This window comes from Ramlibacter sp., assembly GCF_036383835.1.
Taxonomy (GTDB): Bacteria; Pseudomonadota; Gammaproteobacteria; order Burkholderiales; family Burkholderiaceae_C; genus Ramlibacter.
The window spans coordinates 16,296-40,338 of sequence record NZ_DASVNN010000035.1; the positions used below are offsets into that span (position 1 = coordinate 16,296).

Genomic DNA, 24,043 nt, shown 5'->3' on the forward strand with positions numbered 1-24,043 from the left:
TCAGAAGCGCGGCAGGTCCGGATGCGCGATCCGGCCGCCGCGCACCAGCATCTTCCCGTACTCGGCGCAGCGGTTCAGCGTGGGCACCACCTTGCCCGGGTTGAGCAGCTCCGCCGGGTCGAAGGCGTGCTTCACGCCGCGCATCTGCTCCAGTTCATCGCTGCTGAACTGCACGCACATCGAGTTGAGCTTCTCCACGCCGACGCCGTGCTCGCCGGTGACGGTGCCGCCCATGGCGACGCTGGTCTCCAGGATGTCGGCGCCGAACAGCTCGCAGCGGTGCAGCTGGTCGGCGTCATTGGCGTCGAACAGGATCAGCGGATGCAGGTTGCCGTCGCCCGCGTGGAAGACGTTGGCGCAGCGCAGCCCGTACTTCTTCTCCATCTCCTGGATCGCCAGCAGGATGTCGGCCAGGCGCTTGCGCGGGATGGTCGAATCCATGCACATGTAGTCGGGGCTGATGCGGCCCGAGGCCGGGAAGGCGTTCTTGCGGCCGCTCCAGAAGCGCAGGCGCTCGGCCTCGTCGCGGCTCACCGCGATGGCGGTGGCGCCGGCGTCGCGCAGCACCTGCGACATGCGGCCGATCTCTTCCTCCACTTCCTCCGGCGTGCCGTCGCTCTCGCACAGCAGGATGGCTTCGGCCGTGAGGTCGTAGCCTGCGTGCACGAAATCCTCCACCGCCGCCGTCATCGGCTTGTCCATCATCTCGAGGCCGGCGGGAATGATGCCGGCGGCGATCACCGAAGCAACCGCGTCGCCCGCTTTGCGCACGTCGTCGAACGACGCCATGATGCAGCGCGCCAGCTGGGGCTTGGGCACCAGCTTCACCGTGATTTCGGTGGCCACCGCCAGCATGCCTTCGCTGCCGACCATCACGGCCAGCAGGTCGAGCCCGGGCACGTCGAGCGCGTCGCCGCCGAATTCGACCGGCTCGCCTTCGGCCGTGAAGCCGCGCACCTTCAGGACGTTGTGCACCGTGAGGCCGTACTTCAGGCAGTGCACGCCGCCCGAGTTCTCGGCGACGTTGCCGCCGATGGTGCAGGCGATCTGGCTGGACGGATCCGGCGCGTAGTACAGGCCGTAGCTCGCCGCGGCTTCGCTGATCGCGAGGTTGCGCACGCCGCACTGCACGACCGCCGTGCGCGAGACCGGATCCACCTTCTTGATGGTGTTGAACTTGGCCAGCGACAGAGTCACGCCCAGGCGATGCGGCATCGCGCCGCCCGACAGCCCGGTGCCGGCGCCGCGCGCCACCACCGGCACCTGCAGGGCGTGGCAGGCCTTCAGCACCGCCTGCACCTGGCCCTCGGTCTCCGGCAGCGCCACCACCAGCGGCCGCTGGCGGTAGGCCGTGAGGCCGTCGCACTCGTACGGCGTCGTGTCCTCGTTGTGCCAGAGCAAGGCGCCTTGCGGCAGCACCTTCTGCAGGGCGGCCACCACTGCGGCCTGCCGTTCGGCACGCGCGAGGACGTCGGGATCGGTCGGGGCGTTCATGGGTCGTATCTTTGCAGGATCGCGGCCGGGAAGCGAGCCGGCGCGGATGAAGATTTTTCCGGCGCCGCCTGAAAAAGCTAGTGCAGGCTCTTGCGCAGCCAGTCCGCGAAGGCCGCGCACTCCCACCGGTCCATGGTCCCGGTGCGCCAGCACAGGTAATGCGCGTGCGGACTCGGCACGTTGCGCGGCGAGACCCGCTCCAGCGTGCCGTTGTCCAGCCAGGGCTGCCCGAGCTTGAGGCGCACCAGCGCCACGCCGAGGCCTTGCGCCGCCGCGTCGCACATCAGGCCGATGTCGTTGAAGGACGAACCTTCGGGCGGTTCCGGCACGTCGATGCCATGGGCCAGGAACCAGGTGCGCCACGGCTCCAGCGGGCTCTTGATCAACTTGGCCGCCAGCAGGTCCTCGGGCGTGTCGAAGGGGCCGTGCTCGCGCAGGTAGGCCGGCGAGGCGAGCGGCGTCACTTCGTCGGTCATGAGGCACAGGTGCTCGACGTCGGCATAGCGACCGGTGCCGAAGCGGATCATCAGGTCGGCATCCTCGGCGACGACGTCCAGCAGCGGGATCGACACCTGCAGCGTGAGGTCCACCTCCGGATAGGCCTCGATGAAGCCGCGCAGCCGCGGCATCAGGATGGAGCGCGCGAAGGTGGGCGTGACGGCGACGCGCAGCTTGCGCTTGGCGCCGGCGTCGCGCCCCGGAAAACGGCCCAGCACCGCGAGGCCTTCGCGCACGTGCGCGAGGTATTCGCTGCCTTCGGTGGTGAGCGAGAAGTCGGAGCGGCCGAACAGCTTGGTGCCGATGATCTGTTCGAGCTGCCGCACGCGGTGGCTCACCGCGCTGGGCGTGACGCACAGTTCATCGGCCGCCAGCGACACCGAGCGCAGCCGCGCCAGGGCCTCGAAGGTGAGGAGGCACTGGATGGGAGGGATGCGGGTGCTCATGGTGCCTCCGTCATCCCCGCGGAGGCGGGGACCCAGGGCATTCGAAACAGCGCGCTGCGCGCGTGTCCTGGGCCCCCGCCTGCGCGGGGGTGACGATCATTTGAAGATCACCGTCCTGTGTCCGTTGATCAGCACGCGGTGCTCGCTGTGCCACTTGACCGCGCGCGCCAGCACCATGCTCTCGGTGTCGCGGCCCGTCGCGGTGAGGTCCTCCACCGAGTACGAGTGGTCCACGCGCGCCACGTCCTGCTCGATGATCGGGCCTTCGTCGAGGTCGGCCGTCACGTAGTGCGCGGTGGCGCCGATCAGCTTCACGCCGCGGTCGTGCGCCTGGTAGTACGGCTTGGCGCCCTTGAAGCTCGGAAGGAAGCTGTGGTGGATGTTGATCGCGCGGCCCGAGAGCTTGCGGCACATGTCGTCCGACAGGATCTGCATGTAGCGCGCCAGCACCACCAGCTCCGCGCCCTCGGATTCGATCACCTCGAACTGGCGCGCCTCGGACTGCGCCTTGGTGGCCGCGGTCATCGGGATGTGGTGGAAGGGCACGTTGTAGCTCGCCGCCAGCTGGTAGAACTCGCGGTGGTTGGAGACGATCGCGCGGATGTCCAGCGGCAGCAGGCCGCTCTTCCACCGGAACAGCAGGTCGTTCAGGCAGTGGCCTTCCTTGCTCACGAAGATCACCGTCTTCATCGGCTGCGTCGTCGCGTGCAGCTTCCACTGCATCTGGAAGCCCTCGCCGAACGCCTTCAGCTGCGCGCGCAGGTCCTCCTGCGCCAGCTGCCCGCAGGCGAAGCGCACGCGCATGAAGAACAGGCCGGTGTCGTGGTCGTTGTACTGCGCGGCTTCCTCGATGTTGCCGCCGCGTTCGAGCAGGAAACCGGAGACGGCATGGACGATGCCCGGGCGGTCCGGACAGGACAGGGTCAGGATGTAGGCGTGGGACATATCCGTGCAATTGTCGCAGGCGGCCGAGTTGACGCTCCGGCGCGGGCCGAGGCATCATGCTCGGCCATACAAAGACAGTTGGGGGACGCATGCGACGCCGTCATTTTTCCGCCGCCCTGCCGGGGCTCATCCTGCCCGTGCTGGCGCTGCCCGCCCGTGGCCAGGGCCTGCGCGAACTGCAGGAACTGCTCCTGCCCTCGGTGCAACCGAGGCAGCAGGGAGCGCAGGCCCCGCAGGGGCTGGCCGGCATCAGCGACCTGGATGCGAACAAGGGCCTGAAGACGGCGCTGGAGACCGGCGCGCTGGCCGCGGTCAAGCTGCTCGGGCGGCAGGACGGCTTCCTCGCCAATCCGCAGGTGCACATCCCGCTGCCCAAGGCGATGCTCGATGTCGCGAGGCTGCTGCGCTCGCTGGGCATGGGCCAGCAGCTGGACGACCTCGAGGTGTCGCTGAACCGCGCCGCCGAAGCCGCGGTGCCGATGGCGAAGAACCTGCTGGTCGACGCCGTGCGCCACATCACCGTGGCCGACGCCAAGAAGATCCTCGCGGGCGGCGACACCTCCGTCACCGAATTCTTCGCCGACAAGACGCGCACGCCCCTGGGCGGTACCTTCCTGCCCGTGGTGCACCAGGCGACCTCGCAGGTGGGCCTGGTGAAGAAATACGACCGCGTCACCGCCAAGGCGCAGGGCCTGGGCCTGTACAAGCCCGAGGACCCCACGGTGGACCACTACGTGACGCGCAAGGCCCTCGACGGCCTGTACTTCATGATCGGCGAGGAGGAAAAGAAGATCCGCCGCGACCCGATCGGCACCGGCAGCGCCATCCTGCAGAAGGTCTTTGGCGCTCTGCGGTAGGAGCGCGGCAGAATAGGAGCTCCGCAGAGGAGTACCCATGGCCTTCAACGACTTCAACATGGACAGCCACTGGCTGCCCTTCACGCCGAACCGCCACTTCCGCAAGGATCCGCGCATCTTCGTGGGCGCGGACGGCATGATCTTCAGGACGCACGACGGCCGCGAGGTCGTCGACGGCATCTCCAGCCTCTGGTGCGTGGGCGCCGGCCACAACCGCAAGCCCATCAACGACGCGATCAAGAAGCAGCTCGATACCCTGGACTACGCCACCGCCTTCCAGGCGAGCAACGACCAGGCCTTCCTGGCCGCCGAGAAGATCGCGGCTATGGCGCCCGGCGACCTGAACAAGGTGCTGTTCTGCAACTCGGGCTCCGAGGCCGCGGACACCTCGCTGAAGGTGGCGCTGGCCTACCACCGCGCGCGCGGCGAAGGCCACCGCAACGTGTTCATCGGCCGCGAGAAGGGCTACCACGGCGTCGGCTTCGGCGGCATGAGCGTGGGCGGCATCCCCGCCAACCGCAAGGCGTACGGCACGGCGCTGCTGCCGCGCGTGGACCACATGCGCTTCATCCACGACCCGGCGAATGCGTACATCCACAACCAGGAGCCGGTGTCGAACGAGGACTTCCTGGCGGAGCTGGAGAACCGCATCCTGCCGCTGCACGACCCGAGCAACGTGGCCGCGATCATCGTGGAGCCGGTGGCGGGGTCGGCCGGCTGGTACCTGCCGCCCAAGGGCTACCTGCAGCGGCTGCGCGAGATCTGCGACAAGCACGGCATCCTGCTGATCTTCGACGAGGTGATCACCGGCTTCGGCCGCATGGGCACCAACTTCGGCGCCGACTTCTACGGCGTGGTCCCGGACATGCTGAACTTCGCCAAGTGCGTCACCAACGGCGTGATCCCCATGGGCGGCGTGATCTGCCGCGACAAGCTGTACGACGCGATGATGAAGACCGATGCGCCGGAGCACGTCATCGAGTTCTTCCACGGCTACACGTACTCGGGCCACCCGGTCGCCTGCGCCGCGGCGATCGCGACGCTGGACGTGTACAGGAACGAAGGCCTGTTCCCGCGTGCGGCGGAAATGGGCAAGGTGCTGGGCGATGCCTTCCACTCCACGTTCAAGGGCCTGCCCAACGTGATCGGCATCCGCAGCCTGGGCCTCGCGGCGGCGGTGGAACTGGCGCCCCTGGCCGGCAAGCCGGGCAAGCGCGCCTACGACATCTTCGTCGATTGCTTCAAGAAGGGCGCACTGGTGCGCCCTGCCGGCGACGTGGTGGTGATCGCGCCGCCGTACATCGTGGAGAAGGAGCACATCTCGAGGCTGGTGAACACGCTGGCGGATTCGATCAAGGCGCACGCCTGAACCCCGTCATCCCCGCGCAGGCGGGGATCCAGAGCGTGAGAGAAGCCCCGCAGTGCGGGGCTTTTTTCCTGGAAGCACTGGGTTCCCGCCTGCGCGGGAATGACGATCAGACCGGCTTCCTCTCCATCTGCCGGCGAAACTCGGCGCAGTAATCCTTCCCCGTCTCCTCCCGCGGCAGCACCAGCGACTCCGCGCGCAGCGCCCGCGGCAGATGCTGCGGCACGCCCACGCCGGGCTCCACGTGTCCCGCGCCCGCGATCAGCACCACCGTCTTGCCGTTCGCGGCGGCCGAGGCGAGCGTCTGCGCCATCGCGCGGTCGCGCGCGATCTGCACGCGCGTCATGGGCTGCACGTGCGGCTCCGGCAGCATGTCGCAGTGTCCCTGGCGGATCGCCTGCTGCTGCGCCTTGATCGCGGGGCCGGGCAGCAGCGCGTCGAGCGTGCCGTCGGCCATGGCCGCGCGCATGTCGCCGCGCGGCAGGTTGGCGCCAAGCACCGGCACGCCCGCGCGCACCGCCGCCATCACCGCCGGCGCGTAGCGCTCCCAGGGCCAGGCGTCGGTGTTCCAGCGCAGCGCCTCGCGCACCTGGGCCTCGCCGGCCGCGGCCGGCAGGCCCGCCGTGCTGGCGCCGCGTTCCGCCATTTCCAGGGTGAGGGCGGCGAGGCGTCCTTGCTGCGCGAGCGTGCGCACGTAGCGCTCCTGCAGTCCCGGATGGGCGCCCGCATCGTGCTGTTCCCCGAGCAGCAGGGCGTCGACGGTGGGCACTTCCCCCAGCGGGCCGGCGGCCGTGCAGCCGGCGAGCAGGCTCGCCGCAAGAAGGGCGTTCAGGCGCATGGACCGATACTACGCGCTCCGATGCGTTTCCCCGACCTGCTGCGCACCACGGCGACCCTGGTGCTGGCGCTGGCCGCCGCGCTCCTGTGCGCGTGGCTGCGCACCCCCATTCCGTGGATGATCGGCCCGTTGCTGGCCACGTCCCTCGCCTCCGTGCTGGGCGCGCCCACGCGCAGCTGGCCGCCGCTGCGCAATGCGTCGCAGTGGGTGATCGGCAGCGCGCTGGGCCTCTACTTCACGCCGCAGGTGACGGCGCTGATCGCGGGCGTCTGGTGGGCCATCCTGCTGGCGGTGGTGTGGGCCCTCGCGCTGGGCTGGGGCTTCGGCCGCTGGCTGCACCACCGGCATGCGGAGCGCATCGGCGGCGATCCGCTCGGGCGCTGGGCCACCACCTATTTTTCCGGCGCGATCGGCGGCGCTTCCGAGATGACGCTGCTGGCCGAACGCGAACAAGGCCGCAGCGACCTGGTGGCCGCGGCGCACACGCTGCGCCTGGTGATCGTCACGCTGCTGGTCCCCTTCGTGTTCCTGTACAGCGGCCTGCACGGCATCGATCCCAGCCTGCCGGGCGCCCGCACCGTGAACTGGGGCGGGCTGGCGCTGCTCGGCGCCGCCACGGCCGCGGGTGCCTGGCTGCTGGCCCGCACCGGGCGCGCCAATCCCTGGTTCATGGGTGCGCTGCTCACGAGCATGGGCATCACGGTGGCGGGCATGGAGCTGTCGGCGATGCCCGCGCCGCTGTCCAACGCGGCGCAGCTCCTGATCGGCGTGAGCCTGGGCGTGCGCTTCCAGCGGGAGTTCCTGCACGCGGCGCCGCGCTGGCTCTTCGACGTGGTGATGGGAACGGTGGGGATGGTGCTGCTGTGCGCCGGGTTCGCCTTCCTGCTGGGCTGGGCGACGAAGATCCATCCGGCCACGCTGGTGCTGGGGACCTCGCCGGGCGGGATCGCCGAGATGGCCATCACGGCCAAGGTGCTTCAGCTGGGGGTGCCGGTGGTGACCGCTTTCCAGGTCTGCCGGCTGGTAGCCGTGCTCGTGCTGGTCGAGCCGCTCTACCGCTGGGTCGGGCCGCGCGGAACCGGCGGCGCGCCCGGATAGCCCGTCAGTGGATGACGAGCGGGTTCTGCGCCAGTTCGGCGTAGCCGTCGAGCGTGGCTTCCACCTCTTCCTGGGTGGGCGTGTTGAGCTGCCAGGCGTTGATCTGCCGCTGGAAGGCGTCCGCCCAGGAACCGTCGAGGTAGACCTCCTTGTTCGAGCGCTTGTCGACGATCTCGAATCCGTGGCGCACGGTCGAGGGAGGCGCCTCGCCGTCCACGGGCTCGTTGGCCTGCAGGTGCACCACCACGAAAGAATCGGAGTCGTAAAGCATTTGCATGATCTGTTCCTTTTGCCTTGTAGCTGGCTGCGAGGAGCTCCGATTCAAGTGTGGCACTCAAACCCGAATGTCGCAGGGGCCGGCCGGATCGGCCATGGAACCAATGTAGGTGGGGAGCAGGTCAGGGCCTGTCGGTTGAGGACCAGCGCTGGTCGATCACCGTACCGTCCGGGTTTGTCAGACGCAGGCGCACCGGGGCGTAATCCTTGCCGGGCGCGAGCCACAGTTCGACCTTCTGGTCGAACTCCCTGCGCGGCAGGCGTTCCAGCTTGAGCGCGCGCAGGCGGCCGCCGGGCAGCTCCAGGTTGTCCTCGCCCTCGACGCGAAACACCCAGTCCTCGGCCTCGCGCGTGCTCGCGGTGGGGATGGCGAGCTGCGTGCCGGGCGGGAACTGCGCGGGGTCGCCGGCGAACAGCATCGACAACTGCACCACCACGCTCAAACGGTCCTGCATGCCCGGCGCGATCGCCGCGTCGGGGCGGTTGTTGCTGAAGACGACGCGGCCGCGCGTGCGGTCGAAATGCGCCGCCTGTTCGCCGCGCGCCTTGTCGGAGAAGCGCGTGGGCGCCAGTCCTTCCTCGGTGATCTGGCCGCTGCTTTGCTGCACGCGATCGCGCAGGCCGGGCCCGGTGAGTTCCAGCCGCAGGTCGTACTGCTGCCCGTTGTGCCACCAGTCCAGGCGGGCCTGGCCGTGGACGGGGAAGCCGCGCACCGTGGCGCTGACTTCGTAGCGCATCACCGAAGGCTGCGGCACGCCGAGCACCTGGGGCACGAAGGGAGTTGCCGCGGTGGGCGCGGCCGCGGGATCGAGCACGGGGGCCGCGGCGGGTGCGGCGGCCGGTGGCGGTGTTGCTTCGGGTGCGGCCGCAGCGCCGGTCGAAGGCGCAGCGGGTGGTGCGGGTCGCGTGGCCCGCGGCTTCGCTGGAGCCGCCGCGACCGCCTGCGGCGGCGCCGGGCTGGGCGCGGGCGCCTGCGTCGGCACGCTGACGATGCGCGTGGTGAACTGCTGCACCCAGCGGTCCTTCGTCGGCGTCAACGTGCGCCAGCCGCCGTGCAGCAGCGCGAGGTGCGCCGCGAGCACGAGTCCCGCGAGCGGCCAGAGCCGCCGCCACAGCGGCGCCGGCCCGTTCTTCATGCGCGGTAGCCCAGGTCGCTGGACAGCTGGGTGGCCGCCGCGCGCAGCGGCTTCGCCACCGCGCCGTCCCAGTCGGCGTCGAAGGTGCCGGCGGGCCCGAGCGCCACGATGCCCAGCGCCATGTGGCCGTCGGAATCGAACACCGGCACGCAGAAGGCGACGATGCCGGGCAGCAGCGTGTCGACCACGCGCGAGCCGCCGCGCCTGCGCACTTCGTCGAGCGCGGAGCGCACTTCGGCCAGGGTGGTGGGCACGTCCTTGCGGCCCTGCTTCTGCGCCAGCGCCATCTCCTCCTTGAGCATGGGCGCGATCGCCTCCTTGGGCGCATGGGCGGCGAAGCACAGTCCGGTGGCGGACGACAGCAGCGGCATCACGTCGCCCAGGCGCAGGTTCACCGTCACTGCCGAAGGCGATTCCTCCCAGTGCACGATGGTCGGTCCGTGGTTGCCCCACACGGCGAGCGCCAGCGTGTGGCCGACCTGCTCCATGAGGGCGGCGACGCGGCCGCGCGCGAGCTTCATCGCGTCGAGCCGCGACAGCGAGGCCAGGCCGAGCTTCAGCGCCGCCGGCCCGAGGTCGTAGCGCGTGCTCGCCGCGTCCTGCACCACCAGCTGCAGCCGCTGGAAGCTCACGAGATAGCGGTGGGCCTTGGCCGCGCTCATGTCGGCGGCGCGCGCCAGGTCGCGCAGCATCAGCGGGCCGTCCGCCTCGCCGAGGGCCTGCAGCAGGCCGAAACCGACCTCCACGGACTGGATCCCCGCCCGCTCCTTCATGGGCAAGGCAGTCCTATAGAATTACGATTAGGTAAACTCATTTCACGATGCGTAACGGTCCGGCGGACTCTAGCGCATCCGCTTTCCGGGGGCAATCGAATGAAGCTGGCGACGTACAGGGATGGCTCGCGCGACGGGCAACTGGTGGTGGTCTCGCGCGACCTGCAGTCGGCGCATTATGCGACCCACATCGCGACCAGGCTGCAGCAGGCGCTGGACGACTGGAACTTCGTCGCCCCGCAATTGCAGGACCTGTACGAGACCCTGAACAGCGGCAAGGCGCGCCACGCCTTCCCCTTCGATCCCGCGCAGTGCATGGCGCCGCTGCCGCGCGCCTACCAGTGGGCCGACGGCTCGGCCTACATCAACCACGTGGAGCTGGTGCGGCAGGCGCGCAATGCCGAAGTGCCCAAGACCTTCTACGAGGACCCGCTCATGTACCAGGGCGGCAGCGACGACTTCCTCGGCCCGCGGGAGCAGGCGAAGTTCCCGAGCGAGGAGTGGGGCATCGACTTCGAGGCGGAGATCGCCGTGGTGACCGCCGACGTGCCGATGGGTGCGACGCCCGACGAGGCCCTCGACGGCGTGCGCCTGCTGATGCTGGCCAACGACTGGAGCCTGCGCAACCTGATCCCCAACGAGCTCGCCAAGGGCTTCGGCTTCTTCCAGAGCAAGCCGGCCACGGCCTTCAGCCCGGTGGCGGTGACGCCCGACGAACTGGGCGACACCTGGGAAGGCGGCCGCGTGAACCTGGTGCTGCAAAGCAACTGGAACGGCCGCAAGGTCGGCCTGTGCGACGCCGGCCCGGACATGACCTTCCACTTCGGCCAGCTGATCGCGCACATCTGCAAGACGCGCAACGTGCGCGCCGGCACCGTCGTGGGCTCGGGCACCGTGAGCAACCGCGGCGTCGAAGGCGCCAAGGGCCGCATGGAATGGCCCAAGGGCTACAGCTGCATCGCCGAGAAGCGCGCGATCGAAACGATCCAGGACGGCAAGCCCTCCACGGAGTTCATGCGCTTCGGCGACACGATCCGCATCGAGATGAAGGGCCAGGACGGGCAGAGCGTGTTCGGGGCGATCGAGCAGCGCGTGGTGGGGCCGAAGGGCGAGGCTCCGGCCGACAACGTCACCCCCGCGTAGGCGGGGGCCCAGGACGCGCGCGCAGCGCGCTCTCATGGATGCCCTGGATTCCCGCCTCCGCGGGAATGACGGGATACTCGCGCCATGACGGCTCCCCGCTGGCGCTGGCTCCCTCGTGAAGGCTCCTGGGCCTACTACGTCCTGCTCGCCGCCACCGGCATGCTGGTGCTCGGGCCGCTCGCCGGCGTGACGGCGGCCTACATGAATTTCTCGCTGGGCTTTTTCGTCGGCGGCCAGGTGCTCGCCGGCCTGCTCGGCTCCGCCGTCACCGCGGGCTACGGCGCGCAGGGCAGGCACGGCGCCAACTACATCCAGACGGCGGCGGCCTCGGTCGCCAGCATGAGCGGCATGGGCGTGCTGGTGCAGGCCATGGTGTGGATGGGACTGCCGCAGCCGCCGGCCTGGCAGCTGGTCGCCTACTTCGCCTGCATCGGCATGTTCGGCGTGGGCGTGGGCATGCTCTACACGCCGGTGCTGGTCGATCGCCTGCGCCTCGCCTTTCCTTCCGGGCTGGCGGTGGCCAACATCCTGCGCGCGCTCACCGACACGGCGCTGCTGCGGCAGTCGATCCGCCAGCTCGGAAGCGGCGCGCTCGCGGGACTGGCGATCGGCCTCGCGTCCTCGCGCGTGGCGCTGCTCGGTGCCGTCGAACTGTCCGCTTCCACTTTCGGCGCCGGCATGGTGATCGGTGCGCGCATCGGCGTCGCGGCGGTGGTCGGCGGCGTGCTGAGCTGGGCGCTGCAGCCCTTCTTCGTCGCGATCGGCTGGCTGCAGCCGGGCGATCCCTTCCGCAAGATCACCTTCCTGATCGCGCTCGGCATGATCATGGGCGCGGCGCTGGTGGATCTCGCGCTGATCTTCTGGCGGGCCCTGCCGGGCGCGCGACGGCAGGCAGCCGGGGAGCCGCAAGCCGACGACGCGCAATGGCGGCGCGTGCATCGCGGCCGGCTCTGGTTGTGGGTCGTGGCCTGGGGCGCGGCGACTCTCGTCACCGGCAGCGTGCTGCTCGGGCAGCCGCTGCCGTTCCTCGCGCTCGCGATCGCCCTCGTGTTCCTGTTCGCGATGGTCAACGGCATCTCGGTGGGCATCAGCGATTCCAACCCGATCTCGTCGGCCTTCGTCGTGTCGGTCGTCGTGATGGCGCTGGTGGGGCTCACCGATCCCGGCGTGGGACTGATGGCGGGCGCGATCCTGCTGGTGTCGACCAGCGTCGCCTGCGACATGCAGCAGGACCGCTCCACCGGCTGGCGCCTCGGCACGCCGCGCGTGCTGCAGTTCCGCTACCAGGTGCTCGGCATCCTGGTCGGGGCCGTGCTCGCGGTGGTGTTCGCGCGCCTGTTCATGGCCGCGTATCCGGTGCTGGCGCAGGACCAGACCGTGATGAAGGCCGGCCAGCAGCCGGCGGAGTGGAGTTCCGCCATGACCTACAAGTTCGTGGGCGTGCTGCGCAGCCTCACCGACGACAAGCCGTACCAGCGCACCGCGATCCTGGTGGGCGCGGCGCTCGGCCTGGTGATCGAGCTGCTGCGCAAGTGGCTGCGGCCGAAGTCCTTCGTGGTCGACGCGGTGCTGCTGCCATCGCCGTACGCGATGTCGTTCGGCGGGTTCGTCAACTTGCCGACGTCGCTGTGGCTGGGGGCGGGCGGGGTGGTGGCGAGCGCGATCGGGGCGCGGGCGAAGGGGCCCAAGGATCGGCCGCCGGACATGAGCGGGACGTCGCTGTTCGGCGGCGGGCTGATCGCGGGGGACGCGATCGCGGCGCTGGCGCTTGGGGTGACGGGGTTGCTCGCCACTGTGTTTTGACGGCGGGGTTCGCCTGCGGGCTCACCCCGCCCTACGAACCCCGATACCGGTTCAACCGCCCGGCATCAGCACCTTGTCGACCACGTGGATCACGCCGTTCGACTGGTAGACGTCCGCCGTGGTCACCACCGCGGCATTCCCCTTCGCATCCCAGATCACGACGTCCTTGCCGCGCATCGCGGCGGTGAGCATGCCGCCGCTCGCGGTCTTCAGCATCGCGTGGCCGCCGCCGGCGCGGATCTGGTCCGCGAGCACCGCCGCGTCGATGCGGCCCGGCACCACGTGATAGGTCAGCACCTGCGTGAGCATGGCCTTGTTCTCCGCCTTCAGCAGCATGTCCACCGTGCCGGCGGGCAGCATGGAAAAGGCGGTGTTGGTCGGGGCGAACACGGTGAAGGGGCCGCTGCCCTTGAGCGTGTCGACCAGGCCGGCGGCCTTGACGGCGGCGACCAGCGTGGTGTGGTCGCGCGAATGCATCGCGTTGTCGATGATGTCCTTGCCGGGATACATCGGTGCGCCGCCCACCATCTTGGTGGCGCCTGAGGCGCCCATGGTGGCGCGGGTGACCGGGATGTTCACGTCGGCGTGGGTGCCGGTGACAAAGTCCTGCGCGAAGGACGCGGTGGCGGACGCGAGCAGGGTGGCGGCGCAGGCCGCGAGAAGGTGGCGTTGCATGTGATCTCTCCTGGGGCTCGGGGCCGGCGCCGTGCCGGCCCTCGGATGCGGATACGCGCGGTCCGCGATTCCGGATTCAGGAGATTGCGATGCGCCGCGCTAGAGCCGCAGCCAGGACGCGCCCGACTCTTCCGCGTCGGTTTCCGCCAGCGCGTCCAGGAAGCTGTCGCACCACCAGTGCACGTCGTACGCGCGGATGGTGCGCATCATGGCCTGGTGCCGGTTGCGCCGCTCTTCCACCGGCATCTGCAGCGCGAGCAGGATGGCCGCCGCGGTGTTCTCGGTGTCGTAGGGGTTGACCAGCAGCGCTTCCTTCAGCTGTTCCGCGGCGCCGGCGAAGCGCGAGAGGATCAGCACGCCGGGATCGTCCGCGTTCTGCGCGGCGAGGTACTCCTTGGCCACGAGGTTCATGCCGTCGCGCAGCGGCGTGACCAGCGCCACGCGGCTCGCGCGAAAGAGGCCCGGCAGCCGCGCCCGCGCCACCGTGCGGTGGATGTAGCGCACCGGCATCCAGTCGAGCTCGCCGAAGTTGCCGTTGATGGCGCCGCAGAGGCTTTCGAGCTCGTGCAGCAGGTCCGTGTAGGCGCTGACGTTCTCGCGGCTGGGCGACGCGATCTGGATCAGCGTGGCGCTCTGGCGCAGGTCGGGGTTCTTCTGCAGGAACTCGCGGAAGGCGCGCATGCGCTGCGGCAGGCCCTTGGAGTAGTCGAGCCGGTCCACGCCCACCAGCAGCTTGCGGCGCGAGTACTCGCGCTTCATGCGCTCGTACATCTCCATCGCCTCCGGCGCATGCGTCAGCTGGTCGAACTCCTGCACGTCGATGCCGATGGGGAAGGCGCCCGCCTTCACCGTGCGGCCGAAGGCGCGCCAGCGGCCGTCCTCCAGCGCCTGCGCGTGCGCTTCCGTCTCGACGTAGCGCTCGAAGTGCTCCAGGTCGGTGCGGCTCTGGAAGCCCACCAGGTCGTAGGCGAACAGGGCGCGGATCAGCCAGTCGTGTCCGGGAATGGCCGCCAGGATCAGCGGCGGCGGCAGCGGGATGTGCAGGAAGAAGCCGATGCGCTGCTGGCAGCCCAGGGCCCGCAGTTCGGCGGCCAGCGGGATCAGGTGGTAGTCGTGCACCCACAGCACGTCGTCGGGCTTGAGCAGCGGCAGCAGCTTGCGCGCGAACAGCTGGTTCACGCGCCGGTAGCCGGCGATGTAGCCGGCGTCGAAGTCCGCCAGATCGAGCCGGTAGTGGAACACCGGCCACAGCACGCCGTTGGAGTAGCCGAGATAGAAGGCGTCGTGGTCCACCTGCGAGAGGTGCACGGTCGCCAGCCGCACCGGCCCGGCCTGCTCGAACTGCACGTCGTCGCCTTCGGCCGCGTCGACGATCTTGCCGCTCCAGCCGAACCACATGCCGCCGGTGTTGTTCAACACCTCCCCGAGCGCCACGGCGAGTCCGCCGGCCGCCGTCTTGCGCGGGTCGGCGATGCGGTTGGAGACGACGACGAGGCGGCTCATTTCATTCGCAGATGACGTATGACCAATGACGAATGACAAAAGCGGAAAAGGTCATTTGTCATCCGTCATTGGTCATTCCTTCAGATCACCGTGTCCCATGGCGCGGAGAGTCGCACCGCCGCATTGATCGTGCCCACCATCGAATAGGTCTGCGGGAAGTTGCCCCACATCTCGCCGGTGACCGGATGCGTGTCCTCCGACAGCAGGCCCAGGTGGTTGCGGCTCTTGAGCATGACCTCGAAGATCTCGCGCGCCTGCGCCTTGCGGCCGATGCGCGCCAGCGCGTCGATGCGCCAGAAGGTGCAGATGTTGAAGGCGGTCTCCGGCTTGCCGAAGTCGTCGGCGGCCTCGTAGCGGCGCATGTAGGGGCCGTCGCAGAGCGACTTCTCCAGCGCGTCGACGGTCGACACGAAGCGCGCGTCGTTCGGGTCGATCATGTTCACTTCGGCCATCAGCAGCGCGCTGGCGTCGAGGTCGCGGCCGCCGAAGCTCTCGGCGAAGGCCTGGCGCTCCTCGCTCCACGATTCCTTCAGGATGCGGTTGCGGATCACGTCGGCGCGCTCGCGCCAGTAGCGGATGCGCTCGGGCAGGCCCAGCGAGGACGCGACCTTGGCGAGGCGGTCGCAGGCCACCCAGCTCATGAGGGCCGAGGAAGTGTGGATGCGCGCGCGCGTGCGCAGCTCCCACATGCCGGCATCGGGCGAGTCGTAGATCTTGAAGGCCTGCTCGCCCACCGCTTCCAGGTGCGCGAACTCGGCGCGGCCGGCGCGCTTGAACAGGCGGTGGTCGTGGAAGGCCTGGGCGGCGGCCAGGATGATGTTGCCGTACACGTCGTGCTGGAAGTGCTCCTGCGCCTGGTTGCCGATGCGCACCGGCCCCATGCCGCGGTAGCCGGGCAGGTGCTCCAGGATGGCTTCGGGCAGCTTCTCCTCCTGGCCGATGCCGTACAGCGGCTGGATGTGGCCGCCGCCGGAGCGGATCACCACGTTCATCAGCCAGCGCAGGTACTCCTCCATCGTCGCCACTTCGGAGATGGAGTTGAGCGCGCGCACGACGAAGAAGGCGTCCCGCAGCCAGCAGTAGCGGTAGTCCCAGTTGCGCCCGCTGTGCGGCGCCTCCGGGATGCTGGTGGTCATCGCCGCCACGATCGCGCCGGTGTCCTCGAACAGCGACATCTTCAGCGTGATGGCCGCGCGGATCACCGCGTCCTGCCATTCCAGCGGCAGCGCCAGCGCGCGCGACCACTGCCGCCAGTACGACACCGTTTCCTGCTCGAACAGGCGCGCGGTGTCCTCGATGCCGCTGGCGAGCGTCTCGTCCGGGCCCATGATGAAGTTCATCGGCCGGTCGACCACGAAGAAGGTTTCCGCCAGCACGTACGAGATCGGCGCATCGGTGTTGATGCGGATCGTGTTGTTGCCGGCCACGTAGCGGATGTGCGTGCTGCCCTGCGTGATCGCCGGCTTGATCCGGCCGTAGTCGAAGCGCGGGCGCAGCAGCACGCGCATGCGCGGCGAACCGGAGAGCACCTTCACGCGCCGCACCAGGGACAGCGGCCGGAACATGCGGTTGCGGCTCCAGAAGCGCGGCGCGAGGTCGGTCACCTCGATGCCCTGGCCCTTGCTGTCGTACATGCGGGTGCGCAGCACCGCGGTGTTGGGTTCGTAGTGCTGCTCGCTGCGCTCGTAATCCTCCAGCTCGAAGGCCCAGAGGCTGCCGTTCTCCGAGGGATCCAGCAGGGCGTTGAACACCGGGTCGCCGTCGAAGCGCGGCAGGCAGCACCATACGATCCGCGCCTGCTGGTCGACCAGCGCGCTGTACGCGCAGTTGCCGATCATGCCGACCTGCAGCGTGTTGGGAGTCACCAGTTTGGCGTTGTTGTTCATGGGTTTCTCGTCATGCGGGCGGCGACGGCCGCCTCCAGTTCACGGCGCAGCGTGCGGGGATCGGCCACGCGGCGCCAGGCGACGCTGTGGCCGTCGCCGATCTTGATGCCCATGCCGCCCAGGCGCTGCACGGTGGAGAAACCGACTTCGTCGGTGACGTCGTCGCCGATGAAGACCGGCGTGCGTCCCGCGAAGGGCGCCTCCCCCAGGAAGTCCTCGATGGCGCGGCCCTTGCTGGCGCCGCCGGGCTTGGCTTCGGCCACCATCTTGCCGCGCAGCAGCGTGATGCCGGGCGATTCCTCCACCGCTTTCTGCATGGCGAGCAGGCACAGGTCCTCCAGCTCGGGCCGCTGCCGGTAATGCAGCGCGAGCGAGCCGCGCTTGGCTTCCACCAGCAGGCCCGGATGCTCGGCCGCCAGCGTGCAGGCGGCTTCCTCGACGTGGTCGAGCGGATGGGTGTTGAGCAGGTGCAGCCGGCCGTCGGCATCGCGGCGCTCGGCGCCGTGCACGCCGCCCACCGCCAGCTTCAGGGGATGGAGGAATTCGTCGATCTGAGCGATCGGCCGGCCCGAAATGATGGCCACTGCGCCCTGAAGATAGTCATTCAGGTCCTGGAGCACGCCGAGCAGCGGTTGCGGAACTTCCACCGCGTTCGGCTGGGGGGCGATGTCCACCATGGTCCCGTCGAAGTCCAGGAACAGGGCGCAGGAGGGATAGAGGATCTCCGCAAGCGTCATGCAACCGCACCGTAGCAAAGCCGGACGCGCCCCGCCAGACCGCCCGGCCGCCGCTCCGCGTAGGAGCGTGCCTACACGGCGGCGGGGGAATCAGGTGGCGTACAGGCCGTCGAGCGAGCGGAAGCCCTTGACCTCGATCGGATTGCCGAAGGGATCGCAGAAGAACATGGTCCACTGCTCGCCCGGTTCGCCGGGGTAGCGCACCTGAGGCGCCAGCACGAAATCGGTGCCGGCCCCTTCCAGCCGCCTGGCCATCGCCTGCCAGGCCGGCAGTTCCAGCACCAGGCCGAAGTGCGGCATCGGCACCAGGTGCTGGCCCACGCGGCCGGTCCGCTCGGTCTTGAAGGGCTCGCCCAGGTGCAGCGAGAGCTGGTGGCCCTCGAAGTCGAAGTCCACCCAGGTGTCGGTGCTGCGGCCCTCGCGGCAACCCAGCACGTCGCCGTAGAAACGGCGCGCGGTGTCGAGGTCGGTGACGTGGAAGGCGAGATGGAACAGCGCGGGCATGCGGCGAGCATACCGTGCTGGCGTACGATGCCCGGCCATGCACATGCTCCGTCTTTTCTGCGTTCTTGGGCTCCTGCTGCCGGCTGCGTCCGCCCGGGCGCAGCAGGAGGGTGCCTGCCCGCCGCCGCCGCCCTCGCAGGAGAGCCTGCGGCCAGACGACCTCCACCGCGACGTGCGCGACCGCGGCCTGCTCTGGCGCGTGGAGAAGGGCGGTCGCACGTCCTGGCTGTATGGCACGGTGCACGTCAACCGCGTCGAATGGGTCGTGCCGGGTCCGGGCGTGCAGGAAGCCCTGTCCCGCAGCGACGTGCTCGCGCTCGAGCTCGATCCGGGCGATCCCGACCTGGCCCGCCTGCTCGAACAGCCGGGCGATGCCGCCCGCGAGGCGCGCGTGGTGGAGGGCCTGCAGCCGCGCATCGCGCAACTTGCGCGCCGCGCCTGCCTGCCGCCGGAACGGCTGGCCACGATGCGGCCCCTGTTCCAGCTCATGATGCTCGGTTTCGTGGAGGGCCGCCGCGGCGGTTTCCATCCGGAGTTTTCGGTGGACCTGGTGCTGCATGGGCTGGCCAAGCGCACGGGCAAGGCGATCGCGCCGCTGGAGACCGCTGCCGGCCAGATGGCGGCACTGGTCCCGCAGACCGAGGCCGACGAACGCGTGCTGATGCAGCGCGGCCTGGAGGACCTGGAATCGGGCGAAAGCCGCGCCACGCTCGACCGCATGCTGCAAGCCTGGGCTCGCGGCGATGCGGCGGCGCTCGCGAGCTACCCGCAGTGGTGCGGGTGCCTGGACACGGAGGCGGAGCAGCGCTTCTTCCGCCGCGTCAACGACGAGCGCAACGCCGGCCTGGCCGAGCGCATCGACAAGCTCCATGCCAAGGGGCAGCGCGTGTTCGCCGCCGTCGGCGCACTGCACATGACCGGCCCCCAGTCCCTGCCCGTCCTGCTGCGCGCGCGCGGCTACCAGGTGCAGGCCGTTCCGCTCCTGACCCGGTGACGCCATGCAGACCGACTACAGCCGCTACCAGACCCTGAGCATCACGCGCCGCGGTCCCGGCGACACGGTGCTGGACATCCAGATGAAGGCGGCCAACGGCAAGCTGCCCACGGCCGGCCACGCGGGCCATCGCGAGCTCACCGAGATCTGGCGCGACGTCGGTGCCGACGACAGCGTGCGCTGCGCCGTGCTGCGCGGCGAGGGCCTGGGATTTTCCGGCGGCGGCGACCTCGCGCTGGTGCAGGACATGGCCGCCGACTTCGAGGTGCGCAGCCGGGTGTGGAAGGAAGCCCGCGACCTCGTCTACAACGTCGTCAACTGCGACAAGCCGATCGTGAGCGCGATGCACGGCCCGGCGGTGGGCGCGGGCCTGGTGGCGGGCTTGCTGGCCGACATCTCGATCGCCGCGCGCGACGCGAAGATCGTCGACGGCCACACGCGCCTGGGCGTGGCCGCGGGCGACCACGCGGCGATCGTCTGGCCGCTGCTGTGCGGCATGGCGAAAGCCAAGTACTACCTGCTGCTGTGCGAGCCGGTGACCGGCGAGGAGGCCGAGCGCATCGGCCTCGTGTCGCTCGCGGTCGATGGCGACCAGCTGCTGCCCCGGGCCTACGAGGTCGCCGACCGGCTCGCGCAGGGCAGCCAGAGCGCGATCCGCTGGACCAAGTACTCGCTCAACAACTGGCTGCGGCAGGCGGGCCCGGCCTTCGACACTTCGCTGGCGCTGGAATTCATGGGGTTCGGCGGCCCGGACGTGAAGGAAGGCATCGCCTCCTTGCGGGAGCGGCGACCGCCGAAATTCGGCTGACCCGCCATAATCCCCGGGCGATTTCTCCGCTGCAGTGCCTTGGCGGCCACCGCACTCGCCGCTGCCCTCGCCTGCGCCCACATCGTGCTCGTCCCTGCCGGTCGGCAGCAGCGGCGGCGGCCATTCGCACTGAAGGAAACACCATGAAGAAGTTCTTGATCGGCGTCGCCGCTGTCGTCGTTGCCGTTGCAGCCCGGGCGCAGCCCGCGCCCGTGAACGTCGAAGCGGGCTGGGCCCGCGCCGTGCTGCCTGGGCAGGCCTCCAGCGGCGCCTACATGACGTTCACCGCGCGCGAGCCGCTGACGCTCACCGGCGCGAGTTCGCCGGCCGCCGGCATCATCGAGATCCACCAGATGAAGATGGAAGGCGACGTGATGAAGATGCGCGCCGTCGACACGCTGGCGCTCGCGCCCGGCAAGGCGGTGGAGTTCAAGCCGGGCGGTTACCACTTCATGCTGATGGACCTGAAGGCCGCGTTCCGCGAAGGCACGCACGTTCCTCTCACGCTGCAGTTCCGCGACGGCAAGGGCAAGGCACGCGAGCTGAAGGTGTCGCTGCCCGTGTCGCGCGAGGTGCCCGCAGTGAAGAAGTAGGTTCGCCGCGCCGCGGCTCCTTGGAGTAAGCTTTGCTCGACAACTTCCCGAGGAGCGCGGCCATGAGCGACAACACCCCCTTCGGCTTTGCCAAGTTCGTCCCCGGCTTCGACTTCCTGCAGAACATCGCCAAGGGCGCCACGAACATCCCGCAGCTGCCCAACCTGTCGAACTGGATCGCCCCCACGCTCAACGTGGAGGAGCTGGAAAAACGCATCTCCGAACTGAAGGCCGTGCACTTCTGGCTGGACCAGAACGGCAAGGCGCTCGGCGCCACCATCCAGGCGCTGGAGGTGCAGAAGATGACGCTGGCCACGCTGCAGGGCATGAACTTCAACATGGGCGAAGTCGCCAATGCGCTGAAGCTCAAGACCGCGGAGACCCTGGCCGGCGGCGTGCAGAAGGCGGGCGACCCGGCCGGCAAGGTGTCCGGTGCGGCGGAGGCCCTCAAGCGCAAGGCGGAGGCGAAAGCGAAGCCCGCGGCCGGGTCCGGCAATGGCGCGGCGGCACCGGTCGATCCGATGCAGTGGTGGGGCGCGCTCACGCAGCAGTTCCAGGAGATCGCGGCGAATGCGATGAAGGACGTGGCGCAGAAGACGGCCGTGGACACCGCGAAGAATCTCGCGGCCGGCGTCTCCAGGGACCCGGTCAAGGCCGCGAAGAAGAGCGCGGCGCGCAAGGCCCCGCGCAAGACCGCCAGGGCCTAGGAGCCGCCATGCAGTTGTTCCCGTACGCCCACGCCACGCATCCGCAGTGGCAGATGGCGGCCGGCCTGGTGCTGGCGCAGTTGCGCGCGCAGATGACGCTGCACGGCTACGCGCCGGCGCCCACGCTGGGCCTGGTCTACATCACCGACCACTACGCTGGCGCCGCCGAGGAGATCCTCGACCATCTCGGCGCCGAACTGCCGCACGTGACCGACTGGTCCGGCACCGTCGGCGTCGGCATCGCCTCGTCCAACGTCGAATACTTCGACGAACCGGCGATGGCGGTGATGCTGTGCGCGCTGCCTCCGGACCAGTACCGCGTGTTCAGCGGCGTCGCGCCGCTGTCGCCGGCCTTCACGCCGCACACGGCGCTGGTGCACGCGGACGCGGCCACGCCCGACGTCGCCGAACTGATCGCGGAGATGGCGGACCGCACCGGCAGCGGCTACCTGTTCGGCGGGCTCGCGTCCAGCCGCGGCGACGTGATCCAGTTCGCGGTGGGCGGCAACGGCAACCTGCAGGGCCACGGCAAGGCCAGCGGCGTGTTCCGCGGCGGCCTGTCCGGCGTGGCCTTCGGCGAGGGCGTGCAGCTGGTGTCGCGCGTGACGCAGGGCTGCCAGCCGGTGGGCGCGGTCCGCAGCATCACCGAGGCGGAAGGCAACCTCGTGGTGGAGCTCGATGGCGAGCCGGCACTGGACGTGCTGCTGGAAGACCTGCACATCACGCTGGAGCAGCCGCAGGCCGCGATGGCGGCGCTGCGCCAGACACTCGTGGGCCTCACGCAGGCGTCGGAAGACGTGGTGGGCCGCACCGGGCACTTCGGCACCGACGTGGTCGTGCGCCACATCATCGGCCTCGATCCGCGCCGCCGCGGCGTGGCGATCGCCGACAAGGTGGAGGAAGGCATGCAGCTCGCGTTCTGCCGCCGCCATGTGGAAGCGGCGCGTACCGACCTCGTGCGGATCTGCGCCGAGATCCGCGAGGAGCTGGAGCCGGAGGAGATGCCGCTGGCGGTGGCGAGCGCGCTGGCCGCGCCGGACCCGCTGTCGGGGCCGAATCCCGCTTCGCGCATCGCCGGCGCCATCTACGTCAGCTGCGCCGGCCGCGGCGGCCCGCACTTCGGCGGACCGAGCGCCGAGATGCAGATCGTGCGCCGCGCGCTGGGCGACGTGCCGCTGGTGGGCTTCTTCGCCGGCGGCGAGATCGCGCGCAGCCACCTGTATGGCTACACGGGCGTGCTGACGGTGTTCAGGGCGGGTTGATTGTCATTGCGGGCTTGACCCGCAATCCATGGATCCCGGGTCAAGCCCGGGATGACAGTCTTCGCAGCTGCGTGAATGCCGCCAGCTCCCAGCTGCGCATCCCCAGCACCAGCGTGTAGCCCTGGCGATCCTTGTCCGCCAGCTTCTGGTCGGCCTGGTGCTGCTGCGAGAAGTCCTGCGCGACGCGCTGCAGGCGATCCAGGAACGACGGGGCGATCGCGCGGCTCACCGAGCCGTGCACCAGCAGCAAGCCTTCGGCCGGGCCGTCGAAGCCGCCGCTGAAGTAGTCCAGCACCGCCTGCTCGCGGAAGTAGTGCATCACCGGCCCGTGCGGGCGCCAGCGGAAGGTCTTGGCGAGCTTCAGGCGGTAGCGGTTCATGGGCCGCAGCTCGATGATGCCGATGCGATCGAGCTGGGCGAAGTACTTGATGCACTCCGCTTCGCCGAGCCGGTATTCGCCGGTGATCTGCTCCAGCGTCCAGCCGGAGAGCACGCAGATCGCGCAGAGCAGCAGCTTCTTGTCGGCCACCACCACCTTCTCCTGCTCCTGCGTCAGCTCCTTGAGCAGCGGCTGCGCGTCGGCCACGCGCCGGGCCAGCTCGCCGAAATCGAGCTTCAGCACGCGACAGATCGCGTCGATGCGCGAGAGCGCCATGTCGCCCTTGGCCAGCATGCGCTTGACGCTGGATTCGGCCATGCCGAGGCCCTGCGCGAGGTCGGCATACGTCATCTGCGCGGACTTCAGTTCCTTCTTCAGGGCGGCGACCAGGTCGGCGGTGGTGCTCATGGAAGTAGCGTATTCCTGTACCGATGGACTGACAGGATGGCAATGTAGCCGAAATCGCGCGACCATCCGGCAGCGTGCGGCAGAGACTGCGCCTCGTTGTCACGGAGAAGGAGAAACGATGCGAACGAACCTCACCCGGAACGAGATGCTCCTGGGACTCGCCTGTGCGGTGCTGCTGATCGCGGCCCTCGCCGGGCCGCACATCGCGCAGCCGGCGCACATCCACGACTATGCGGACCAGCGCGCGCTGTGGGGCATTCCCTGCGCGCTGGACGTGCTGTCCAACCTGCCGTTTGCGCTGATGGGCGCGCTGGGCCTGTTCCAGCTGGCGCGCCTGCCGCGGGAGGCGGTCGACGGCGCGCAGCGCTTCTGCGCCGGCCTGTTCTTCGCCGGCCTGCTCGTCACGACCCTGGGCTCGTCCTGGTACCACCTGCGTGCCGACGATCCGGGACTCGCGCTGGATCGCATCGCCATGAGCGTCGCCTTCGCCGGCCTGCTGGGACTGGTCGCCGCCACGCGCATCAGCGGCCGCTCCGGCATCGCGCTCGGCTCGGCGCTGCTGGTGCTGGCGCCGCTCAGCGTGCTGGCGTGGCTGTTCACCGGCAACGTCTTCGCCTGGGCCGTGGTGCAGTTCGGCGGGCTGCTGCTGGTCCTGCTGCTGCCCGTCACCGTATCGCCGCTGCCCGGCGCGCTCGACGTGCGCTGGATCCTGGTGGTGGCCGCCTACGCCCTCGCCAAGCTGTTCGAGGTGGCCGACCACGTGGTCCATGCGGCCACGGGGGAGTTGTTCTCCGGCCACACGGCCAAGCACGTCGTGGCTGCTTTGGCCGCCTGGCCGGTGCTGTCCGCCGTCGCGCAGCGCGCCGCCCGGCAGAATGGCCGGCACACATCCGCGGCGCACGTCGCCTGACGGG

The 24,043-nt window shown here is 69.7% G+C and carries 24 protein-coding genes; 11 read left to right on the forward strand and 13 right to left on the reverse strand.

Annotation, left to right across the window (positions count from 1 at the left end; all coding sequences use genetic code 11):
• The 3 genes from VF522_RS05740 to purU all read right to left on the reverse strand — a co-directional run bounded on the left by VF522_RS05740 (window position 1) and on the right by purU (window position 3,383).
• A complete protein-coding gene (locus tag VF522_RS05740; protein ID WP_330907275.1) occupies window positions 1-1,494 on the reverse strand; it encodes an FAD-linked oxidase C-terminal domain-containing protein in 1,494 nt (497 codons plus the stop codon).
• Window positions 1,495-1,571: 77 nt separating this feature from the next.
• Entirely contained in the window at window positions 1,572-2,438 is an 867-nt protein-coding gene (locus tag VF522_RS05745) for a LysR substrate-binding domain-containing protein (RefSeq protein ID WP_330907276.1), read from the reverse strand.
• A gap of 96 nt (window positions 2,439-2,534) precedes the next feature.
• Window positions 2,535-3,383, reverse strand: a complete 849-nt coding sequence (gene purU, locus VF522_RS05750) for a formyltetrahydrofolate deformylase (protein ID WP_330907277.1) — start codon at window positions 3,381-3,383, stop codon at window positions 2,535-2,537.
• Between the two features lie 89 nt (window positions 3,384-3,472).
• On the opposite strand from purU, the gene VF522_RS05755 reads away from it, so the two are divergent.
• Complete coding sequence (locus tag VF522_RS05755; RefSeq protein ID WP_330907278.1) at window positions 3,473-4,240, forward strand: DUF4197 domain-containing protein; 768 nt, start codon at window positions 3,473-3,475, stop codon at window positions 4,238-4,240.
• Window positions 4,241-4,277: 37 nt separating this feature from the next.
• On the forward strand, window positions 4,278-5,609 hold the full coding sequence (locus VF522_RS05760; RefSeq protein WP_330907279.1) for an aminotransferase class III-fold pyridoxal phosphate-dependent enzyme: 1,332 nt from the start codon (window positions 4,278-4,280) through the stop codon (window positions 5,607-5,609).
• Between the two features lie 106 nt (window positions 5,610-5,715).
• On the opposite strand, the gene VF522_RS05765 is transcribed toward VF522_RS05760, so the two are convergent.
• The gene (locus VF522_RS05765; protein ID WP_330907280.1) at window positions 5,716-6,444 is read right to left on the reverse strand and encodes a ChaN family lipoprotein; all 729 of its coding nucleotides are present in this window, start codon (window positions 6,442-6,444) and stop codon (window positions 5,716-5,718) included.
• Between the two features lie 21 nt (window positions 6,445-6,465).
• Here VF522_RS05765 and VF522_RS05770 point away from each other — a divergent pair, with 21 nt between their 5' ends.
• Complete coding sequence (locus VF522_RS05770; RefSeq protein WP_330907281.1) at window positions 6,466-7,542, forward strand: AbrB family transcriptional regulator; 1,077 nt, start codon at window positions 6,466-6,468, stop codon at window positions 7,540-7,542.
• A gap of 4 nt (window positions 7,543-7,546) precedes the next feature.
• Here the strand turns inward: VF522_RS05770 and VF522_RS05775 are convergent, their stop codons facing one another.
• The 3 genes from VF522_RS05775 to VF522_RS05785 form a co-directional block, all read right to left on the reverse strand.
• Window positions 7,547-7,819 carry a BTH_I0359 family protein gene (locus VF522_RS05775; RefSeq protein ID WP_330907282.1) on the reverse strand — a complete coding sequence of 91 codons (273 nt, stop codon included), beginning with the start codon at window positions 7,817-7,819 and terminating at the stop codon, window positions 7,547-7,549.
• Between the two features lie 121 nt (window positions 7,820-7,940).
• Window positions 7,941-8,954 carry a DUF3108 domain-containing protein gene (locus VF522_RS05780; RefSeq protein WP_330907283.1) on the reverse strand — a complete coding sequence of 338 codons (1,014 nt, stop codon included), beginning with the start codon at window positions 8,952-8,954 and terminating at the stop codon, window positions 7,941-7,943.
• Complete coding sequence (locus VF522_RS05785; RefSeq protein WP_330907284.1) at window positions 8,951-9,727, reverse strand: IclR family transcriptional regulator; 777 nt, start codon at window positions 9,725-9,727, stop codon at window positions 8,951-8,953. The genes VF522_RS05780 and VF522_RS05785 overlap by 4 nt, the downstream gene beginning before the upstream one ends.
• Before the next feature lie 99 nt (window positions 9,728-9,826).
• Between VF522_RS05785 and VF522_RS05790 the strand changes: the two genes are divergently transcribed.
• Window positions 9,827-10,870: a fumarylacetoacetate hydrolase family protein gene (locus VF522_RS05790; protein ID WP_330907285.1), complete on the forward strand. Its 1,044-nt coding sequence runs from the start codon at window positions 9,827-9,829 to the stop codon at window positions 10,868-10,870.
• Between the two features lie 84 nt (window positions 10,871-10,954).
• Window positions 10,955-12,673, forward strand: coding sequence for an OPT/YSL family transporter (locus VF522_RS05795; RefSeq protein WP_330907286.1), 1,719 nt, complete (start codon window positions 10,955-10,957; stop codon window positions 12,671-12,673).
• Window positions 12,674-12,724: 51 nt separating this feature from the next.
• On the opposite strand, the gene VF522_RS05800 is transcribed toward VF522_RS05795, so the two are convergent.
• The 5 genes from VF522_RS05800 to VF522_RS05820 all read right to left on the reverse strand — a co-directional run bounded on the left by VF522_RS05800 (window position 12,725) and on the right by VF522_RS05820 (window position 17,978).
• Window positions 12,725-13,348, reverse strand: coding sequence for a fasciclin domain-containing protein (locus VF522_RS05800; protein ID WP_330907287.1), 624 nt, complete (start codon window positions 13,346-13,348; stop codon window positions 12,725-12,727).
• Window positions 13,349-13,447: 99 nt separating this feature from the next.
• Window positions 13,448-14,851, reverse strand: coding sequence for an alpha,alpha-trehalose-phosphate synthase (UDP-forming) (gene otsA, locus VF522_RS05805; RefSeq protein ID WP_330907288.1), 1,404 nt, complete (start codon window positions 14,849-14,851; stop codon window positions 13,448-13,450).
• Window positions 14,852-14,931: 80 nt separating this feature from the next.
• Window positions 14,932-16,737: a glycoside hydrolase family 15 protein gene (locus VF522_RS05810; RefSeq protein WP_330907289.1), complete on the reverse strand. Its 1,806-nt coding sequence runs from the start codon at window positions 16,735-16,737 to the stop codon at window positions 14,932-14,934.
• Window positions 16,734-17,474: a trehalose-phosphatase gene (otsB, locus tag VF522_RS05815; RefSeq protein ID WP_330907290.1), complete on the reverse strand. Its 741-nt coding sequence runs from the start codon at window positions 17,472-17,474 to the stop codon at window positions 16,734-16,736. Before otsB ends, VF522_RS05810 begins: the two co-directional genes overlap by 4 nt.
• A 90-nt stretch (window positions 17,475-17,564) precedes the next feature.
• Window positions 17,565-17,978 (reverse strand): VOC family protein, encoded by a 414-nt coding sequence (locus tag VF522_RS05820; RefSeq protein ID WP_330907291.1) that lies wholly within the window; start codon window positions 17,976-17,978, stop codon window positions 17,565-17,567.
• 43 nt (window positions 17,979-18,021) lie between these two features.
• On the opposite strand from VF522_RS05820, the gene VF522_RS05825 reads away from it, so the two are divergent.
• The 5 genes from VF522_RS05825 (at window position 18,022) to VF522_RS05845 (ending at window position 22,342) form a co-directional block, all read left to right on the forward strand.
• On the forward strand, window positions 18,022-18,972 hold the full coding sequence (locus tag VF522_RS05825) for a TraB/GumN family protein (protein WP_330907292.1): 951 nt from the start codon (window positions 18,022-18,024) through the stop codon (window positions 18,970-18,972).
• Window positions 18,973-18,976: 4 nt separating this feature from the next.
• Window positions 18,977-19,780 carry an enoyl-CoA hydratase/isomerase family protein gene (locus tag VF522_RS05830; RefSeq protein ID WP_330907293.1) on the forward strand — a complete coding sequence of 268 codons (804 nt, stop codon included), beginning with the start codon at window positions 18,977-18,979 and terminating at the stop codon, window positions 19,778-19,780.
• Window positions 19,781-19,923: 143 nt separating this feature from the next.
• Window positions 19,924-20,373, forward strand: coding sequence for a copper chaperone PCu(A)C (locus VF522_RS05835; protein ID WP_330907294.1), 450 nt, complete (start codon window positions 19,924-19,926; stop codon window positions 20,371-20,373).
• A 62-nt stretch (window positions 20,374-20,435) separates the two neighbouring features.
• The gene (locus tag VF522_RS05840) at window positions 20,436-21,080 is read left to right on the forward strand and encodes a PhaM family polyhydroxyalkanoate granule multifunctional regulatory protein (RefSeq protein WP_330907295.1); all 645 of its coding nucleotides are present in this window, start codon (window positions 20,436-20,438) and stop codon (window positions 21,078-21,080) included.
• A gap of 8 nt (window positions 21,081-21,088) precedes the next feature.
• Window positions 21,089-22,342 (forward strand): FIST signal transduction protein, encoded by a 1,254-nt coding sequence (locus VF522_RS05845; RefSeq protein WP_330907296.1) that lies wholly within the window; start codon window positions 21,089-21,091, stop codon window positions 22,340-22,342.
• 40 nt (window positions 22,343-22,382) lie between these two features.
• Here the strand turns inward: VF522_RS05845 and VF522_RS05850 are convergent, their stop codons facing one another.
• Complete coding sequence (locus VF522_RS05850; RefSeq protein WP_330907297.1) at window positions 22,383-23,129, reverse strand: helix-turn-helix transcriptional regulator; 747 nt, start codon at window positions 23,127-23,129, stop codon at window positions 22,383-22,385.
• Between the two features lie 118 nt (window positions 23,130-23,247).
• On the opposite strand from VF522_RS05850, the gene VF522_RS05855 reads away from it, so the two are divergent.
• Complete coding sequence (locus VF522_RS05855) at window positions 23,248-24,039, forward strand: hypothetical protein (RefSeq protein ID WP_330907298.1); 792 nt, start codon at window positions 23,248-23,250, stop codon at window positions 24,037-24,039.
• Window positions 24,040-24,043: the final 4 nt, after the last annotated feature.

Excerpts from the sequence above, each read along its gene's own strand:
- VF522_RS05740 (WP_330907275.1), bottom strand. The coding sequence starts at position 1,494 with ATGAACGCCCCGACCGATCCCGACGTCCTCGCGCGTGCCGAACGGCAG.
- VF522_RS05745 (WP_330907276.1), bottom strand. The coding sequence starts at position 2,438 with ATGAGCACCCGCATCCCTCCCATCCAGTGCCTCCTCACCTTCGAGGCC.
- purU (WP_330907277.1), bottom strand. The coding sequence starts at position 3,383 with ATGTCCCACGCCTACATCCTGACCCTGTCCTGTCCGGACCGCCCGGGC.
- VF522_RS05755 (WP_330907278.1), top strand. The coding sequence starts at position 3,473 with ATGCGACGCCGTCATTTTTCCGCCGCCCTGCCGGGGCTCATCCTGCCC.
- VF522_RS05760 (WP_330907279.1), top strand. The coding sequence starts at position 4,278 with ATGGCCTTCAACGACTTCAACATGGACAGCCACTGGCTGCCCTTCACG.
- VF522_RS05765 (WP_330907280.1), bottom strand. The coding sequence starts at position 6,444 with ATGCGCCTGAACGCCCTTCTTGCGGCGAGCCTGCTCGCCGGCTGCACG.
- VF522_RS05770 (WP_330907281.1), top strand. The coding sequence starts at position 6,466 with ATGCGTTTCCCCGACCTGCTGCGCACCACGGCGACCCTGGTGCTGGCG.
- VF522_RS05775 (WP_330907282.1), bottom strand. The coding sequence starts at position 7,819 with ATGCAAATGCTTTACGACTCCGATTCTTTCGTGGTGGTGCACCTGCAG.
- VF522_RS05780 (WP_330907283.1), bottom strand. The coding sequence starts at position 8,954 with ATGAAGAACGGGCCGGCGCCGCTGTGGCGGCGGCTCTGGCCGCTCGCG.
- VF522_RS05785 (WP_330907284.1), bottom strand. The coding sequence starts at position 9,727 with ATGAAGGAGCGGGCGGGGATCCAGTCCGTGGAGGTCGGTTTCGGCCTG.
- VF522_RS05790 (WP_330907285.1), top strand. The coding sequence starts at position 9,827 with ATGAAGCTGGCGACGTACAGGGATGGCTCGCGCGACGGGCAACTGGTG.
- VF522_RS05795 (WP_330907286.1), top strand. The coding sequence starts at position 10,955 with ATGACGGCTCCCCGCTGGCGCTGGCTCCCTCGTGAAGGCTCCTGGGCC.
- VF522_RS05800 (WP_330907287.1), bottom strand. The coding sequence starts at position 13,348 with ATGCAACGCCACCTTCTCGCGGCCTGCGCCGCCACCCTGCTCGCGTCC.
- otsA (WP_330907288.1), bottom strand. The coding sequence starts at position 14,851 with ATGAGCCGCCTCGTCGTCGTCTCCAACCGCATCGCCGACCCGCGCAAG.
- VF522_RS05810 (WP_330907289.1), bottom strand. The coding sequence starts at position 16,737 with ATGAACAACAACGCCAAACTGGTGACTCCCAACACGCTGCAGGTCGGC.
- otsB (WP_330907290.1), bottom strand. The coding sequence starts at position 17,474 with ATGACGCTTGCGGAGATCCTCTATCCCTCCTGCGCCCTGTTCCTGGAC.
- VF522_RS05820 (WP_330907291.1), bottom strand. The coding sequence starts at position 17,978 with ATGCCCGCGCTGTTCCATCTCGCCTTCCACGTCACCGACCTCGACACC.
- VF522_RS05825 (WP_330907292.1), top strand. The coding sequence starts at position 18,022 with ATGCTCCGTCTTTTCTGCGTTCTTGGGCTCCTGCTGCCGGCTGCGTCC.
- VF522_RS05830 (WP_330907293.1), top strand. The coding sequence starts at position 18,977 with ATGCAGACCGACTACAGCCGCTACCAGACCCTGAGCATCACGCGCCGC.
- VF522_RS05835 (WP_330907294.1), top strand. The coding sequence starts at position 19,924 with ATGAAGAAGTTCTTGATCGGCGTCGCCGCTGTCGTCGTTGCCGTTGCA.
- VF522_RS05840 (WP_330907295.1), top strand. The coding sequence starts at position 20,436 with ATGAGCGACAACACCCCCTTCGGCTTTGCCAAGTTCGTCCCCGGCTTC.
- VF522_RS05845 (WP_330907296.1), top strand. The coding sequence starts at position 21,089 with ATGCAGTTGTTCCCGTACGCCCACGCCACGCATCCGCAGTGGCAGATG.
- VF522_RS05850 (WP_330907297.1), bottom strand. The coding sequence starts at position 23,129 with ATGAGCACCACCGCCGACCTGGTCGCCGCCCTGAAGAAGGAACTGAAG.
- VF522_RS05855 (WP_330907298.1), top strand. The coding sequence starts at position 23,248 with ATGCGAACGAACCTCACCCGGAACGAGATGCTCCTGGGACTCGCCTGT.